The sequence below is a fragment of the Jeotgalicoccus meleagridis genome, assembly GCF_903994045.1.
In the GTDB taxonomy this organism is placed as follows: Bacteria; Bacillota; Bacilli; order Staphylococcales; family Salinicoccaceae; genus Jeotgalicoccus; species Jeotgalicoccus meleagridis.
The window spans coordinates 12,708-29,435 of the sequence record NZ_CAJEWD010000007.1 but is presented as its reverse complement, the minus strand read 5'-3'; the positions used below and the strand labels follow the sequence as shown (position 1 = coordinate 29,435).

General features: G+C 35.9%; 17 protein-coding genes. 1 reads left to right on the top strand and 16 read right to left on the bottom strand.

Features of this window, described 5'->3' with window-relative positions:
* Positions 1 to 6: 6 nt before the first annotated feature.
* The 9 genes from ccpA to JEOSCH030_RS04935 form a co-directional block, all read right to left on the bottom strand.
* A complete protein-coding gene (ccpA, locus tag JEOSCH030_RS04975) occupies positions 7 to 996 on the bottom strand; it encodes a catabolite control protein A (RefSeq protein ID WP_185125528.1) in 990 nt (329 codons plus the stop codon).
* A 160-nt stretch (positions 997 to 1,156) separates the two neighbouring features.
* Positions 1,157 to 1,579 carry a YtxH domain-containing protein gene (locus JEOSCH030_RS04970; RefSeq protein ID WP_185125527.1) on the bottom strand — a complete coding sequence of 141 codons (423 nt, stop codon included), beginning with the start codon at positions 1,577 to 1,579 and terminating at the stop codon, positions 1,157 to 1,159.
* A 31-nt stretch (positions 1,580 to 1,610) separates the two neighbouring features.
* A complete protein-coding gene (locus JEOSCH030_RS04965; RefSeq protein WP_185125526.1) occupies positions 1,611 to 2,081 on the bottom strand; it encodes a DUF948 domain-containing protein in 471 nt (156 codons plus the stop codon).
* Between the two features lie 89 nt (positions 2,082 to 2,170).
* The gene (murC, locus tag JEOSCH030_RS04960; RefSeq protein ID WP_185125525.1) at positions 2,171 to 3,472 is read right to left on the bottom strand and encodes a UDP-N-acetylmuramate--L-alanine ligase; all 1,302 of its coding nucleotides are present in this window, start codon (positions 3,470 to 3,472) and stop codon (positions 2,171 to 2,173) included.
* Between the two features lie 15 nt (positions 3,473 to 3,487).
* A complete protein-coding gene (locus tag JEOSCH030_RS04955) occupies positions 3,488 to 5,173 on the bottom strand; it encodes a DNA translocase FtsK (protein WP_185125524.1) in 1,686 nt (561 codons plus the stop codon).
* Positions 5,174 to 5,189: 16 nt separating this feature from the next.
* The gene (ytpR, locus tag JEOSCH030_RS04950; RefSeq protein ID WP_185125523.1) at positions 5,190 to 5,774 is read right to left on the bottom strand and encodes a YtpR family tRNA-binding protein; all 585 of its coding nucleotides are present in this window, start codon (positions 5,772 to 5,774) and stop codon (positions 5,190 to 5,192) included.
* A gap of 11 nt (positions 5,775 to 5,785) precedes the next feature.
* Positions 5,786 to 6,604, bottom strand: a complete 819-nt coding sequence (locus tag JEOSCH030_RS04945; RefSeq protein ID WP_185125522.1) for a DUF1444 family protein — start codon at positions 6,602 to 6,604, stop codon at positions 5,786 to 5,788.
* Between the two features lie 13 nt (positions 6,605 to 6,617).
* Positions 6,618 to 7,607, bottom strand: a complete 990-nt coding sequence (locus JEOSCH030_RS04940; protein ID WP_185125521.1) for a PTS transporter subunit IIC — start codon at positions 7,605 to 7,607, stop codon at positions 6,618 to 6,620.
* 3 nt (positions 7,608 to 7,610) lie between these two features.
* Positions 7,611 to 8,684, bottom strand: a complete 1,074-nt coding sequence (locus JEOSCH030_RS04935; RefSeq protein ID WP_185125520.1) for a M42 family metallopeptidase — start codon at positions 8,682 to 8,684, stop codon at positions 7,611 to 7,613.
* A 69-nt stretch (positions 8,685 to 8,753) separates the two neighbouring features.
* On the opposite strand from JEOSCH030_RS04935, the gene JEOSCH030_RS04930 reads away from it, so the two are divergent.
* Entirely contained in the window at positions 8,754 to 9,050 is a 297-nt protein-coding gene (locus JEOSCH030_RS04930) for a hypothetical protein (RefSeq protein ID WP_185125519.1), read from the top strand.
* A gap of 14 nt (positions 9,051 to 9,064) precedes the next feature.
* On the opposite strand, the gene JEOSCH030_RS04925 is transcribed toward JEOSCH030_RS04930, so the two are convergent.
* From JEOSCH030_RS04925 to JEOSCH030_RS04895, 7 genes are all read right to left on the bottom strand, one after another.
* The gene (locus JEOSCH030_RS04925) at positions 9,065 to 10,258 is read right to left on the bottom strand and encodes a MalY/PatB family protein (protein WP_185125518.1); all 1,194 of its coding nucleotides are present in this window, start codon (positions 10,256 to 10,258) and stop codon (positions 9,065 to 9,067) included.
* An 84-nt stretch (positions 10,259 to 10,342) separates the two neighbouring features.
* The gene (gene trmB, locus JEOSCH030_RS04920; RefSeq protein WP_185125517.1) at positions 10,343 to 10,975 is read right to left on the bottom strand and encodes a tRNA (guanosine(46)-N7)-methyltransferase TrmB; all 633 of its coding nucleotides are present in this window, start codon (positions 10,973 to 10,975) and stop codon (positions 10,343 to 10,345) included.
* 21 nt (positions 10,976 to 10,996) lie between these two features.
* Positions 10,997 to 11,788 carry a phosphotransferase family protein gene (locus tag JEOSCH030_RS04915; protein WP_185125516.1) on the bottom strand — a complete coding sequence of 264 codons (792 nt, stop codon included), beginning with the start codon at positions 11,786 to 11,788 and terminating at the stop codon, positions 10,997 to 10,999.
* Between the two features lie 299 nt (positions 11,789 to 12,087).
* Entirely contained in the window at positions 12,088 to 13,494 is a 1,407-nt protein-coding gene (gene pepV / locus JEOSCH030_RS04910; protein WP_185125515.1) for a dipeptidase PepV, read from the bottom strand.
* A gap of 93 nt (positions 13,495 to 13,587) precedes the next feature.
* On the bottom strand, positions 13,588 to 14,271 hold the full coding sequence (locus JEOSCH030_RS04905) for a hypothetical protein (RefSeq protein WP_185125514.1): 684 nt from the start codon (positions 14,269 to 14,271) through the stop codon (positions 13,588 to 13,590).
* Positions 14,272 to 14,346: 75 nt separating this feature from the next.
* Positions 14,347 to 15,036, bottom strand: a complete 690-nt coding sequence (locus tag JEOSCH030_RS04900; RefSeq protein WP_185125513.1) for a pseudouridine synthase — start codon at positions 15,034 to 15,036, stop codon at positions 14,347 to 14,349.
* Positions 15,036 to 16,670 carry a putative polysaccharide biosynthesis protein gene (locus JEOSCH030_RS04895; protein WP_185125512.1) on the bottom strand — a complete coding sequence of 545 codons (1,635 nt, stop codon included), beginning with the start codon at positions 16,668 to 16,670 and terminating at the stop codon, positions 15,036 to 15,038. The genes JEOSCH030_RS04900 and JEOSCH030_RS04895 overlap by 1 nt, the downstream gene beginning before the upstream one ends.
* Positions 16,671 to 16,728 lie beyond the last annotated feature (58 nt).

The following is a 16,728-nucleotide window of genomic DNA, read 5'->3' as shown; positions in this document are numbered from 1 at the left end:
CTGTTTTTATCTTGTAGTCGTTCTATATTCAACTGAATAAGGTAATTCAACCACACTTGAATCAACTTTTTCTTCATTCATTAACTTAGTTAAAAGCCGCATGCCAACTGCTCCGATGTCATATAAAGGAACAGAAATACTAGAGATTTTAGGTCTTACCATAGTCACTAATCTAGTATTTGAACATGACACGATTTGTAAGCGTTGTGGCATTGCCACACCATGATCATGTCCTCCATGTAAAATGCCAATTGCAGCTTCATCACTAACAACAATGACTGCATCACGGTTATTGTCAATTAATTTAGGGAAGATGTCACGCCCTGAATCATAATCACGTGCTTCTTCAAGCATGATATAATCATCACCGTTTAAACCTGCATCACTAAAAGCAGCTTTCATGCCTTCGAGCATAAGATTTTCTTGGTAACGTGAATATCCACCAGTGACAAAGCCAAGATGTTTAGTATCATCTGCAATAAATTTACTTGCGATTTCTTTAGCAGCTTCATAATAATTAATATTAACACTTGGTACCTCTATTGCATCTTGACCACTTCCGCAAATTACAACAGGAATGTTAGCACGCTCAATATCTTCTCTAACTTTCCCGCTTAATTTACCACCTAAGAAAATAATTCCATCGACTTGTTTAGATACAAGGTTTAAAAAGGCATTTTCTTCTTTTTGACTATCCTGATCAGTATTAGTTATAATAATTTGGTAATTATACATTTCAGCAACGTCCTCTAGCCCTCTTGCTAAAGCTGAATAGTAAAGGTCTGAAATATCAGGAATAATGACACCTACTGTTGTTGTTTTTTTACTTGCTAAACCACGTGCTACCGCATTTGGTCTATAGTTAAGTCGATCAATGACATCTTTTACTTTTTTTCTTGTTTCTGGTTTGACATTTGGATTGCCGTTCAAGACTCTAGAAACTGTTGCCATAGAGACTTTCGCTTCTCTCGCCACGTCATATATCGTTACTGTCATACTATCCCTCCGAGTCTTCTCGCAAATAATGTAAGCGTTTTATATATGATAACAAATTTTTCCCGTTTGCTAAAGCATAAATATACCAATATTATACCAAAAAAATTCAGCCACTAAAAGTGACTGAATATTTCTACAAAAATCATCATTTATTTGTAATTTATTCTCGATATTTTGACATATCGACAACGTTGGCATTTTTCAGTTGTTCATCTGAAACTTCATCTTGAATTGCTCTTTTCTGAGCTTGAACTTCTGAGTTATCTAGTTTTTTAATTCTAGATTTTTCATCCATTTCAGCTTTCTTGTTAACAAATTTTTCTTTAACATCAGAAAATTTTTCGTCTAGAGTTTCAGTCAATGATGGACCATCATTTGAATCATTATTGACCGATTCTTTTATACGATTTAAATCATCGCGTAAAGCATCTCCAGATTTAGGAGCAATAAAGAGACCACCAACGACCCCTACTAAGAGTCCTACTGCTAAACCAAAAGTAAAATCTCTTCCGGTTGATTTTTCTACATCAATATCATAGCTATCTAAGCCTTTGATATATCGATCTCGATTGTACGTCTCCATATGCTAACCTCCTAACAGAGTTTAAAAGCACTTATAGATTATTTTTGGCATCAACGTTTACTTTGTTATAAGCATTGTTACGTTGTTTTTGTCTTACTTGCCATTTGTCAGCTATTTCCATTGCAACATTTGACCATTGCACAACTTGAGAAATTTTTTCCTCATTTTGTGAAATATTGTGAGTAATAGAATTTGTTACACGGTCAACTGAGTCATTTAAGTTAGTTACTGAGTAACCAACGCCTTGTACAGCATCAACCACTGCATTAAGTTTTTCTGATTTACCTTGAATGTCTTCAACAAGTCTATTTGATTTGTGAAGTAAGTCAGTTGATTCACGTGTAATACCTTGAATTTGTCCATCTAAACCATCCAATGTGTTTGCTACATGGTCTAGGTTTTTCTTAACTGAGAATAATACAACTGCAATCGCAATACATAGAACTAAGAATGCAATTGCTGCTATGCCTGCGGCAATGTATAAAACTATTTGCCAATCCATTTTAACGCCTCCATTATATCTTAACTGTATTCTTAATTATCATAGCCTAATTGGCAACAAAATAAACATAAAATTAATTACTTTTATTACTAAGATAATAATTCTGTAAAGCGTTTCTCATATTTTTGAATATCTCCAGCACCCATAAAGATAATTACACCATCAGAGTGACGGTCTAAACCTTCTAAATTTGCTTCAGTTAAAAGTTCTGAACCAGGGATAATATCTACTAGATCTTTAGAAGATAAATTGCCACTCTCTTCTCTAGCAGAGCCAAAAATATCTACAATATAAGCTTTATCTGACAGTGATAGTGCACTGGCAAATTCATTTAAAAACTTTTCAGTTCTTGAAAATGTATGTGGTTGAAAGACTGATATAATTTCACGCTCTGGATATTTTTTACGAGCAGTCTCTAAGGTTGCCTCTATTTCTTTTGGATGGTGAGCATAGTCATCAACAATAACCATATTGTGTAACTTAGTTTCTGAAAAACGGCGCTTGACTCCACCGTATGATAAAAAGGATGCTTTAATCGCTTCTAAGTCTAAGTTATCTAGGTAAGAAACACCAATCACAGCCAAGGAATTTAAAATTAGATGGTCTCCGAACATTGGCGTTTGGAATCTATCTAAATATTTTCCATTAATAGTGACATCAAAAGATGTCCCCTCTTCACTGACTTCTACATTGGATGCAACAATATCATCATCACTGTCTATACCGTAAGTTAAGACACGTTTTGATACTTTTTTAATATCAGAAACATATGGATCTCCACCATACATTACAATACATTTTTGAACTTGTGAGGCCATTTCCTTAAAGGCGTCCACTACGTCAGCAATATCTTCAAAATAGTCAGGGTGATCAAAATCTATGTTGGTAATGATTGCATAATCGGGATAATAACTTAAGAAATGTCGTTTGTATTCACAAGATTCAAAAGCAAAGTATTCACTTTTAGGTAAACCAAAACCTGTTCCATCACCGATTAAATAAGTTGTATCCACAGACCCGTTCATTACATGAGAAAGTAAACCGGTCGTCGACGTTTTACCATGTGAACCAGTGACTGCAATAGATATATATTTACTCATAAAGTCTGCTAGGAAGATGTGATAACGAATCACTTCGTAACCTTTTTCTCTTGCTTTTTTAATCTCTGGATGATCATCTTTGAAAGCATTACCTGCAATGTAGGTAAAACCTTCTACGACATTATCTTCGGAAAAAGGAAGTATCTTTATATTTTTTTTACGCAAAGGCCCTTCTGTAAACACCTCTGCGGTAATATCTGAACCCTGTACAGTGTGACCAATGTCATGCAGTACCTGGGCTAAGGCACTCATTCCTGCACCTTTGATTCCGATAAAATGATATTTATTCACGATTACACCAAGCTTTCATCGATTATTATGTTTTATATGGTCAAAGACACTTTGTCTGACCAGTTTACTCACCTGACCGATAGAGACGCGATTCGGTTTATTAGAAGTTGGAATCACTACTAAAGTATCATTCCCTTCAGTCAGTTCATTCGAACTATTTACCACATCACTGTCCTCATCATAAAATGAGATTTTTGTTTGCATCAATTGTAGTAATTCATATCTAATATTTTGATCAGTGTTTTTATAATTTGCAATTACATGAATACCGAGTGGTTTACCTTGTCTTAGAATTTGAATCAGTGCACGTGGAACTTCTGGATTTTCGTTTGTTAAAATACCTTGAAGGTCATCGATGACAACTACCATAGTCGCTTTCTCTGATTCAAATTTCACTCGATTATTATAACTCTGTATATTTCTAACATGCGCGCGTCTAAATTGTACATTTCTATTGTTTAACTCAGTTAATACATCTAGTAAAGCATGTTCTGAACTCGGGCTCACTTTGTGTCCGAATAGGTGAGGGACATCCAAGTAATCATCATAGCTATCATCTTCAGCAATGACTGAAATCCTTAAATCATGTGGACTGTGATTCATCAGTAGACTTAAGAGAATCATATCTACAGGTTGTGTATCATAAAGTGTTTGATTGCCGTAGACCAAGATATGGCCAGCCTTACTAAGTTCATAACTAAATATTTTATCATCTACTGTTTTACCTAAGACAAATTTAAAGTCATTTTTACGAAGTTTTAAACTACTTGATTCAAATAAGGTTCTAAAAGTAATAGGATTAACTTCTGATAATGGGACTTCTAAGCCAATGTTTGAAGTGCCAATCAGTGGACTCATAATTCTCAAATGATCTAATCCTAGATTCTTTTTCAAGGCTTGATTTAAGTGTGGAACATTCGCCACTCTAAAAGAACGGTTTAGCTTCACTTCATAACGACCTATGATTCCATTTGACACATAACCGATTACTTTACCCTCAACACCTAGTGTATCAAAAGCTTCGTTAATTCGGTTAATTAACAACTTATCCGCTTCTTGATAATCCGTTTCTTGATAGTCTCCAAGTATACTGATACCTGGTTGACTCATACTCGGGCCTAATCTTTTAGACTGATTTTGTAACTGTTTTTTCCTCAACACTTCTTCTTTAGATCCAAGAACACTAAGACGCTCTTTTTCTTTCTTTTTAGCACCAGTTTTTTTATCAGAAATTTCGCCATTCTGTATACGCGCTTTTCTTCTTTTTTCTTCTGCTGCTAGTTGAGCTCGACGCTGATTTTCTTTTTTCTTGATATCTCTTTGTCGCTGTTCCTTCTCTTTACGTTCCTTAACGATTTGACTGACAATAATCGAATTATAGTTTTTAAATTTCTCACCATATACTTCTTTACTATCTCGTTCAGGTTGCTTTCTCTTAGAGCCGTATATTGCAGACGGTATGTCTCTTGCTTTAAGGATAGTATGTCTAGTTGGTCTTTTTACAGAAGGTCTTGTTAACTGATATTTTTCTTCTTTGGAATCACGCTTGTTATATACAGATGGTTGATCAGACGGAGTCCTTACGTCTTGGTCATCATTGGATAGACTTGAATTGTCTATATCAAGCGGAAACTTAAACGATTCTCTTTTATTATCATTGATGCGACTGTCTTTATTAAACTCTCGTCTTCTTCTCACCATATAATCTCACCTTTACTTAAACTGGGAATACTTGCCCTATTTCATATGAATCATCTAGCACATAGATTCCTTTTTTTCCATCATCTTCTAAGTTCATTTCTTTCTTTGAACATATCATGCCGTTCGAATTTACCCCGCGTAAACTTGATGGCTTAATGTAGAGCCCATCAGGCATAATGGCTCCAACTGTTGCAACAACGACCTTTTGGTCCACTTCAACATTTGGTGCTCCACAAACGATTTGTAGCAATTCTGTACCTATGTCAACTTTAGTCACATTAAGTTTATCAGCATCAGGATGCGCCGATTTTTCAATAACTTTACCCACAATAAACTTTGGTGAAATATCGAATTCTAAAGGTTCAATGTCATTTTTCTTAAGGAAGTTATTAATTTTTGGCACTAGAATTTCATAATCATCAACTTGATCACTAGTGAAGTCAAGGTTTTTTGAAGCATTAAAAATATTTAAGCCGATGACTTCTTGTCCATCTTTAATAAGGGTAATATCTCCCTTTTTTTCGTATGTTACTTGGTCGCTCTTCTTAAGTGACACTAGCAAAACATCACCAATATGGTCCAAATTATATGTGATTCTCAAATTGTTTACCTCTATTCTTTGTCTTTGTTTTTATTGTAATTCTTTTGTTTACCTAGGATAAATACCGGTTGGAATTTATTGCCATCGTATGAAAATGATAGAGACGTAATCGGTGTCAGACCTTCAGCAAAATACTGCATCATCATCTGTGCCATAATGTCATAGCCTACATTGTTTTTACAATCTGCAATAATCAATACGTCTTGATGTGGTAAGCCAACCATCATTTCGCCTTCCATCTTAGAAAACATGTCATTTAAGAAATCTGTGTTCAGTATTCTTGATGAATCATAACCATCGTTGTGATTGACGAAATAAAAGTCATTATCCTGAATGGTTTCCATCTTCACGTCTATTGGTAGACTCATCAAATTATTATGCGCCACAACTGTTAAATCTTCTTTAGTCATGTCCATATCTTCCAAGAGCTTTTGATCTATCAAGCGATAAGATTTGTCAAAATCAACTGCATAATAAATATTAGTTTCATTGGTGTGTGGTGTGATGATAAAAGGATCGCCTTGTTTAGATTCCTTGGCAAAGCTTGTCGCTCTAACAACTGGATAAATTACCGCTTCAGCTGCATCTATGCCTTCATCATCTGCCATACGCTTAAGAGTCTCTTCTACATAATAAGCGATTTCATCAACTAGTTTAATATCATTTTTAGCTTTATTTACCGCTTTAGATAAAGCGATGGTAATACCTTTATTATTATCTGGTCTTTCAACTCTTAACTCTTCTTTTTCTCGATCAAATTTATGATTGTATGTGACTTGATTGTCATTTAATTTTTCTAAAATCAAATCACGAAATTTATAAATATTCATGTTTGCCTCCAAATCATTTTCCTAAACTAATCAGCTGGTCCTGATCCTTAATTAAGCCGAAGTGTCTAAACAGCTTATAGAATATCAAAGTAATAATCAGAGGTAAAATAATATGAAATACTAAGATTAAAATAATCGTATTCATTGAGAGGCCCATCGTCTCAATTGCCATGATTTGTCCGACAAAACCACTTGTCCCCATTCCCGCTCCTGCAGCGTTGTTTTCCATCGGGAAAAAGACTGTCATAATCGGTGCAATAATCGCACTGGATAAGACTGGTGGAACGATGATAAAAGGATTTTTCAAGATGTTTGGTACCTGTAACATAGAAGTTCCAATTCCAATGGAAATCACTCCAGATATTCCATTGTCTCGATAACTCGTGGCGCTAAGACCAACCATATGACAACAACATCCGATCACAGCTGCACCAGCTGCGAGTCCACTTAAGTCTAACATTAAAGCAAGTGCTGCACTCGATAAGGGGGCTGTTAGTGTCACTCCAAAAATTACGCTGACCAATATACCCATAACAAAAGGTTGTTGGCTGACACTGAAGATGATAATTTCACCTAAGCCTGTCATTAAACCACCAACTGCTTCTCCGATTAAACTCGCTGAAAAATATCCAATGATTAGCGTAACTAAAGGCGTGATTATTATATCCAATTTAGTTTTTGAAGCGTAGAGTCTTGCCAGTTCAATCACGATGAGAGAGACGATATATGATGATGCTGCACCGCCTAAATCATAGGCGAACTGGCTGACAGCGATCGCTGAAAAAATAACGAGTGGTGGAGATTTCAAACCGTAAGCAATCGCTGCTCCAATAGCTGCTCCAGTGACCGATTGAGCCGCATCACCTATGACCGATAAAGACCCAAGGCCTGGAATATAACTTGCTGCAGTATTGATAATTAAGCCGATAATCAAGGAGCCAAATAAGCCAAGTGCCATAAATGACATAGCCTCTATAAACCAACGATGAAGAATTCTTTTCATAGCTTAGCCTCTCAATTTATCAACTGTTTCTTTATTTGTATTCACAATAAGCGTTTTAAGTAATTTATGTGCGTTTAGATAGTCTTCGTAATTAATAATAGAATTTGCTGTGTGAATGTATCTAGAACAAATACCAACTACTGCTGTCATAACACCGTTGTTAGAGACATGAATGCTGCCCGCATCTGTGCCACCTGGTGAATGATAATATTGATATTTAATATTTTCTTTTTCAGCTGTTTCAAGTAAAAAGTTTCTCATTTTTGGTGCTAAAATCATTGTTCTATCAAATAATCTCAGTAAGGTACCTTCTCCAATTTTACCTATATCCTCTTTTTTACCCATCATGTCATTTGCTGGTGAGCAGTCTACGACAAAGGCAATATCTGGATCAATCATATTGGCACTCGCCTTAGCACCACGTAAACCAACTTCTTCTTGGACGTTTGCTCCGATGTATAGATCACAATCTAGGTCAGTATCTTTCAGTGCTTCAAGAACTTCAATAGCAATTAAACAACCATAGCGGTTATCCCAAGCTTTTGCTAAAAGCTTTTTATCGTTTTTCAATACTTGAAATTCAACTTTAGGCACAATTGAGTCCCCTTCTTGAATTCCCATTTCAAGGAGTTCTTCTTTTGAATCTGCACCAACATCTAACATCATATCTGAGATTTTAGTTTCTTTAGATTCCCCACGTCTAAAGTGCACTGGCACACTGCCAATGACGCCCGTAATCTCTTCATTCGTCGATGTTCTGACTGAAAAGCGCTGGCTGAGTAGTACATCCGTTGACCAACCACCTAGTGGCGTGAACTTGATAAAACCATTGTCTGTAAGTTCAGTCACCATAAAGCCGACTTCATCCATGTGCGCTGCAACCATAACCTTAGGCGCATTTTTTTTCTTACTTTTCTTAACTGCGAAGACTCCCCCAAGTCCATCTTGAATCACTTCATCCGCGTACTCTGATAAAGATTCTTTCATGTAGTTTCTCACTTGATCTTCAAAGCCTGGTGCTCCATGAAGCTCTGTTAAAGTTTTCATACGCTCTAAAGTTTTTTGTGATAGTTCCATTAAAATACCCCTTTTTCTTATTAATTTTTTAATTTTCTATGGTAAACTAAATCTAAGGAGGATGTACATATGAAGCGTAATTTACTAATATTTACACTATTAAGCGTAACAGTGATACCTATTGTCGTTTGGTTACTACTACACCGTAGAGTGGACACAAAGAAGATTGTCGACAACTTACACTTACAGTTTGAGGACATTACTTTCATCTCACTCGACTATCAAGCTGACGGTCAAAATAGATTCGGCTTAAACACCAACACAATTAGCGGAGTGTTACATGTAGGAAGTGAACCAGACGCTGTGAAATACAACTTCTTAGCAGATCCTTATACAGCTGAAATCATGGAGATTACTGTACAGTAATCCCCATGATTTTTTTATTTTAAAGCATCAAAAGTCTTCTTAATTCTCTCTAAGCCATCCTCAATTCTAGCTTGTGGTGAAGCGACATTAAATCTGAAGTGTTTATTCTCATGGTCTAAGTACAATTTACCAGGTGATAAGGCGATGCCACCAATGTCTACCAAGGCTTTATGGACAGTGTCTGCATCGAGTCCAGACTTTTCAAAACTCACCCAACCTAAATAAGTAGCTTTAGGAATATCAAATGATAAACTATCGCTTAAATGTTCATCGATATAATCACTGATTAATTGGAAGTTAGAATCGATGTGTTCATTTAATTGATCTAACCATTCCCCACACTCTAAATAAGCCGCTTCAATTGCAGCAAGTGCTAAGCTCGATGCTGTATTAACGTTGTATCTACCACCCATCGCATCATTGATATTCTTAATAATTTTACGGTCTTTAGTAATAAAATATGAATGCGGCAGACTTGCTAAGTTAAAGGATTTTCCTAAACATGTTGTCACAAGTACAGGATCATTTTCTTTTAAAAGTGACGCCATAGATACAAAATCCGTCTTAGGTCTAACAAAGTCCATATGGATTTCATCAGAAATTAAATACACATCATTTTCTTGACAGATTGCTTTGATTTCTTCTAATTCTGCTTTATCCCAGACTTTTCCTGTTGGATTATGAGGATTACAGTGAATATATAAAGTCACATCATCTCTCTGACAAAGCTCAGTAAATCCTTCTACGTCTAGGCGATACTCTCTTTTATTCTCATCAAACAATAAAGGAGACTCAACAATTTGACGATCATTCCCTTTAATCAAGTTAGGAAACGAGTTATATGAAGGTGTCGTTAAGATGATACCATCACCTTCATTTGTCACTTGTCTGATGACCTCACCGACAGTGTATAAGACAGAAGCTGCATAATGAATGTCTGCCTCATCTAATTCAATATTAAAACGCGTAGACCACCAGTGTTTAATTGGGCCATAAAAGCGTTCGTTTTGCCACATTGTGTAGCCAAAAATACCATTATCTATACGCGCTTTAATTGCATCGCGTACTGCTTGAGGCGTCTGAATATCCATATCCGCAATCCAAAATGGTTGTAAACCTTTCTTTCCAAAAAGTGCTTCAGTGCCATCATATTGCACACTGTATGTACCTTCACGACTTGTCGGTTTATTAAAATCAAATTGTGTCATATTATCCACCCACTCCTAGTTTCTTATCCTTTTATTCTAGCATTCTTTAGCATATATTACACGAATATAAAAAAGCACCTTTCCTTAGAAAGATGCTTGTATCCAATAAATTTTATGGCCTTGACTAGAGAACTTCTCTTCGTATTCTGTACGAATATTTTCTTCTGGTTCTTCGGCGTGAACATCAAGATTAATATTTTGAAAAGTCATGCCAAATTCATTCATCGACATCAAGGAAAATTCAAATAGTCCCCGATTATCGGTCTTGAATTCAACTATTGCATCTTCTCTTAAAATACTTTTATACGATGTTAGAAAAGTACTATGAGTTAGTCGTCTTTTAGCATGCCTATTTTTCGGCCAAGGATCTGAGAAGTTTAAATAGATTTTATCCACTTCACTAACTTGGAAGTAGTCATTAAGATGATTTGCATCGAGTAAGACGAGTCTTAGGTTGTCGAGCTTTAATGCTTCAGCTTTTTCCACAACTCTAATCATAACATTTTTATCAATTTCAATACCGAGATAATTTATATTAGGATTTCTAGCAGCTAAACTAGTAATGAAAGTTCCCATACCTGTACCAATTTCAATATGAAGGTCTTGTTCTTTAGGGAAAAACTCCTTGATTCTACCTTTATAGTTTTCTTCGACATCCACGAGATGAGCGTTTGACTTTAAATAGTCAAACGCCCATGGTTTATTGCGCATTCTCAAAAATCTTCACTACTCTCACTTTTATATAAGTCGATCTTTTTCAATTACTTTAGAGAGGAATAAAATCCAATCATTCATTTCTTTAAATCTTTTACGATCCTCATACCATTGAATCATGGTAATTGCTTGAACGAATGTATACCACTTCATTCTTGCCAGTAGATCATTAGATAGTTTAACACCGTAGCCACTTAGCCATTCTTGCCAATCTCGACGGTTGACATATGGATATAAAATCATGCCAAGATCGATCGCAGGGTCTGCTATCATCGCACCTTCCCAATCTACTAGGAACAGCTCATCCGTATCAGAGAGCAACCAGTTATGATGATTAACATCTCCATGACATACTCGGCAATCTTTTATGTCGATTGCAGGTACATTGTTTTCGAGATATTGGATCGCTTGTCTCACAACATGATGTGCATTCACTTTAGGCGACAACGATGACTGAATTTTAAATAGTAATAACTCCGGAAGCATAGGCTTCATGCCTAATCGTTTCAACATGGTGAGTAAAGGTTCAGATGTGTGAATTTTTCTCATTAACTGAGCAACTCTTGCACCACCCATGTCTTCTTTTGTCAACTCCCGGCCATTTTTCCAATGCTGCGCAGTGACGACTTCTCCCGTTTCGATTCGTTTAGTCCAAACGAGTTTGGGCACGATACCTTCGGCAGATAAAGCAGCAAGGAACGGGCTGGCATTACGCTTTAAGAAGAGCTTTCTTCCATCTTGTTCAGCTTTATAAGCTTCACCTGATGAACCTCCTAAAGGGTCTAATTGCCAGCCGAGCTGATAGAAATGATCCAATTCTCACACCTCGTTTCCTCGTTCAAATAAAAATTTGCGCTAGCAAAAAGTTGAATAGCGCAAATTTAATTCGTGATTAAAATTTTATATGGTTTACACATATAATTCAAGCACCAAAAGCATGAATACTTTTGACAACTAAATGTTAGCCTTGAATTACTGTGATTCAACTCTATATTTATAATTAATAAAAAAATAGATGTTGTTTAAAGTTAACTTAACTAGAACATGTTAAATATACGGATTCATTCGAAAGAATAGTATAACAGTTTTTAACCTTTCTGGGAATAGGAAAAAGTCTATTCATTAACTGTTAATCGATAAAGTGCTTCTAAATAAATTGTTGTTGCTAAAAGTAATTCATCTATTGCCATATGTTCGTCTTTTTGATGCATAGAATCTTCCGTATCTTTAAACATTGCGCCAAAAGCGACGCCTCTTTCAAGAGTTCTAGCATAAGTCCCGCCACCAATAGTAAAGGCTTCTCTTTCATCATCAACATGACTTCTATAACTTTCAAGTAGTGTTTGAACTAGTGGATCATTTTTATCAACGTAGTGAGCGTCTTGATTTGTTACATCTTCGACTGTAAAACCTTCATCCTGGATTGCTTCTTTATATTGTTCAATCCCACTGTCAAAATCAAAGCCGATTGGATAACGTAAGTTGACTCCGAATTCTCCACCGTCGACTTCAGTGTAATTGATGATACCTGTATTAACGCTCACTTCCCCCATTTCTTCATGAGCGTAATTCATTTTAAACTGCTCACCTTTAAAGTTATCAATGATATAATCCGCTGCAAAGTTTACAAATTTCCGCCCGCTTGGATCAAGTTCTAACAGAGTTAAAAACTTCAGTAATTCTAAACCTGCATTCACACCTTCTTCTGGTGTTGAACCATGTGCACTTTGACCATTTAGCTGCAAGTTTAAAAAGCCACGATCGATCTCATAAGACCCTTTATGTCCAGTTTTTCTAATAAAGCCTTCGAAACTTTGAATGACAGCACTCATGTTTGTTAAGACATTTAACTTGGCTTCGGCTGTATCAGGAACCATATTATAGCGTTCACCAGAAACGAAAGCTTTAAGTTGAATATCTCCATCGATAAACTCATTATCAATTTTTGTTTGTACAAGATTAAAAGTTGTCATCCCTTTTTCACCGTGGATAACAGGAAACTCAGCATCAGGTGAAAAACCTGCATGCGGCATTTCTTCAGATTCAAAATATGCTTTAGTACAAGTCCAATCTGATTCCTCATCAGTACCGATGATCAAACGCACTCTCTGATTAAAGTGATAGCCTTCATTTTCTAAAATTTTTAAAGCATAAAAGGCAGCTATTGTTGGGCCTTTATCATCTTGAACGCCCCTAGCATAAATATTTCCGTTCTTAATAATAGGTTCAAAAGGATCACTTGTCCAACCATTTCCAGCTGGAACGACATCGACGTGTCCTAAAATCCCGAATATTTTATCTCCTTGACCAAATTCAATATGACCGGCAAGATTTTCAATATTTTTTGTCGTTAAATTTTCTTTTTGACCTAGTTCTAGCATATAATTTAAAGCTTCCTTTGGTCCTTGACCTAAAGGTGCTTCATTTGTACTTTCGCCTTTGACACTATTGATTTTTAAGAGACCGATTAAGTCCTCTATCATTTGGTCCTTATATTTTTCTACCAATAATTTAGCATCCATGTCGTCCACTCCAATTCTACTTTTACTTTATTATATAACTATACTCACAAATAAAAAAACTGGAATCAATGATTCCAGTTAAAATAAAAGAGATTATTTATTTTTCTTTTTGTCAGTAACAACGTGGACATTATGATTTTCGTTTAAATCGCCCTCGTCATTAGTAACATCTACGTTGTGCTCTTTTTCGAAGTTTTGTATTTCGTCTTCAGTCAAACCACCCTCATCTGCAAGTGTTGCTTCTCTTTCAGCTAGATTATCAGGTGTTTCCTTATCCGGTTTTGCATCAACTTCGTCTTGTGTTTTAGCCTCAACGTCTTTTTTTACTTCTTTAGCTTCTTTTTTTACTTCTTCAGCTTTTTCTTTACCTTTAGCTTTTAAGTTTTCCTTATAAGCTTCAGGATCTTCTTTGGCTTTAGAATATTCTTCTTTAGCCTTGTTTTGTACATCTTTTGCAGCAACTTTTGCTTCATCTACTTTTTCATTTGCTTTTGTCTGTACTTCTTGAGCTTTATTAGATGCTTTTTCCTGAACATTTTGTGCGTATGCTTTAGGATCCTCTTTTGCTTTGTTGTACTCTACTTTAGCTTTGTCTTGCACATCTTGTGCTTTAGCTACAGCTTTTTCTTGTACGTTTTGTGCATAAGCTTTAGGATCTTCTTTCGCCTTATCATATTCAGCTTTCACAACATCTTTATTATCAGCTAATTTTTTAGCTGCATATGCAATACCAAGTACTGCACCGACTTTAAATACAAAATTAAATAATCTACCCATCTGATACACCTCATATTAGTTATTGTTATTATTAACGCTTAATATAAAATATACCCGACACAGTTCATACTAAACCTAATTACTTAAATTTTTCATTTCTTCTTCAGTTAAGAAACGATATTCACCTAGTGACAAGCTCTCATCAAGTTCTAGACTACTCATGCTTATCCTCTTTAATTCAATCACTTCATTATCTAGAGCGCCAAACATTCTTTTTACTTGATGAAATTTACCTTCACTGATTGAGAGAAGGACTACATGATCATTAACTTTCTCTGCCACTGCTCGTTTTGTTGTAAAATCAGAGAGTTCGATACCTTCTTCTAATCTTTTAATGTCACTTAATGAGACTTGGTCTCTTAGCGTGACATGATAAGTTTTAAAATGTTCATTTTTGGGTGACAAAATCCTATGAGCAAGCTTTCCATCATTAGTAATAAACATCAAACCAGTCGTATCCTTATCTAATCTGCCAACTGGGAACAGCTCATCTTTTTGTGGATGATCAATCAAATCTATCACAGTCTGACTCGGCCCATCTTCTGTAGATGATATGACACCTTTTGGCTTATTCATCATGATATAGATAAACTCCTCAAGCTTAACCAAGTCATCTTTAAAGTAGATTTCATCATGGTAACTGACATCCGTTTTTGGATTTTTTTCTACTCCACCATTGACTGTCACTAAACCTTTCCTGATCCATTTTCCAACTTCTTTACGACTACCTATTTTAGCGTTCGATAGGTATTTATCTAACCGCATTATAAAAACCTCAACTTAGCTCTTATTTTAGCTGCACGTTCCCCAAGTACTTCATCTGCTAGACCAGTTTTAAAGGCGTTAAAGAGATACACTAAAACACCAACTGGAACTGTGATAAGCAGTGTGATGATTGAATTAAATGATGTGAATTCATCTATTCTAGTTATCATGAAGTAGTATACAATCTCTACTGCAAGTAACATGGCAAACGATAAAACAATAATTTTAAAGATTGGAGCGACAAAGGCTGAAAAGCGAATTTTGCCGTATTTTTTAATGATAATTAAATTCATAATCACGCCAACTCCAAGTGCAATCGCTGTTCCTAAGACTGCACCGACAGTATAGAACTGCATGATTAATGGTATATTAATGGCTGCTTTAACGATTAACATAGTAATGACCACATAAAATGTTAGATGCTGTTTATCGATACCTTGCACGATGGAACACGTTACAGAGAATAAAGATATGACAATACTGACTGGCGCATAAATTGTTAGAATCATAATCCCAATCTCATTGAAGCTATAAAATGCTGTGTAGATTGGTGCTGCTAAAATCATCATTCCTAAACCTGCAGGTACAACGAAGAACAAGAGCATCAGTATCATTGATTTTACTTGCTCGTGAACATTATCAAATAATTTTTGCTGATAGTTTTTCGTTATAAATGGCAGGATCGTGATGGCAAAAGCTGATGCAAATGCTGTTGGGATCATCACCAGTTTATGGGTAGTTAAGTTTAACATCCCGAACCAAGAATCCTGAAGTGATCCTGGTACACCTGCTAGAGACAGAGCATTATTATGTGTCATTTGGTCTATAAATAATAGGACTGGAATACTGACACTGACAATAATAAACGGTAGCCCGTAACGAATGATCTCCTTGTACATATCAACATAACTTAAAGATATACCTGACTTATCTGTAGCAGTTTGCTCTTGCATCATTGGTCTTCTTTTTTTCCAGAAGATAGCTAAGGTAATCGTTGCACCGATTGCACCAATAAAAGCAGCGAATACTGCAATTTGGTTAGCAGTTTTAATTGAACCACCCATAACATTGATGACAATGTAAGCTCCAGATAGTAAGACAACAATACGTAAAATCTGTTCAACGACAGAAGACGCACTCGTCGGTCCAAACGATTCATGCCCTTGGAATATCCCTCTCCAAGTCGCCATAAATGGTACGACAATGACTGCAAAACTTACAACTCTAATAACACTTGCGATATCATCACTCGACCAGCGATGATCTCCACTACCTCCAGCAGCACTTTGTGCTTCTGCTATATAAGGCGCTAAAAAGAAAAGTGCCAAGAAGGCAAGAATACCAGTAACCATCATCACGATTAAACTGGATTTATAGAGCTTACGACTTGTCTCGTAAGCACCAAGTGCATTGTACTTAGCCACAAACTTTGATACCGCACCTGGTACACCTGCAGCTGCAATGGACAACATAATAGTGTACGGTGTATAAGCATATCCGTAGAGAGCTAGATTTTCTTCTCCGCCCATTATGCTGTAAAATGGAATGAGATAAAGCATTCCTAATAACTGTGTAGTGAATGTTGCGGCCGTTAATAAAAATGTGCCGCGAAACAATTTTTTCTGATCCGACATAAATTAACCCTCTTATCTATAATAAACATACAAATTATTATAATGGATAAACAGAGAC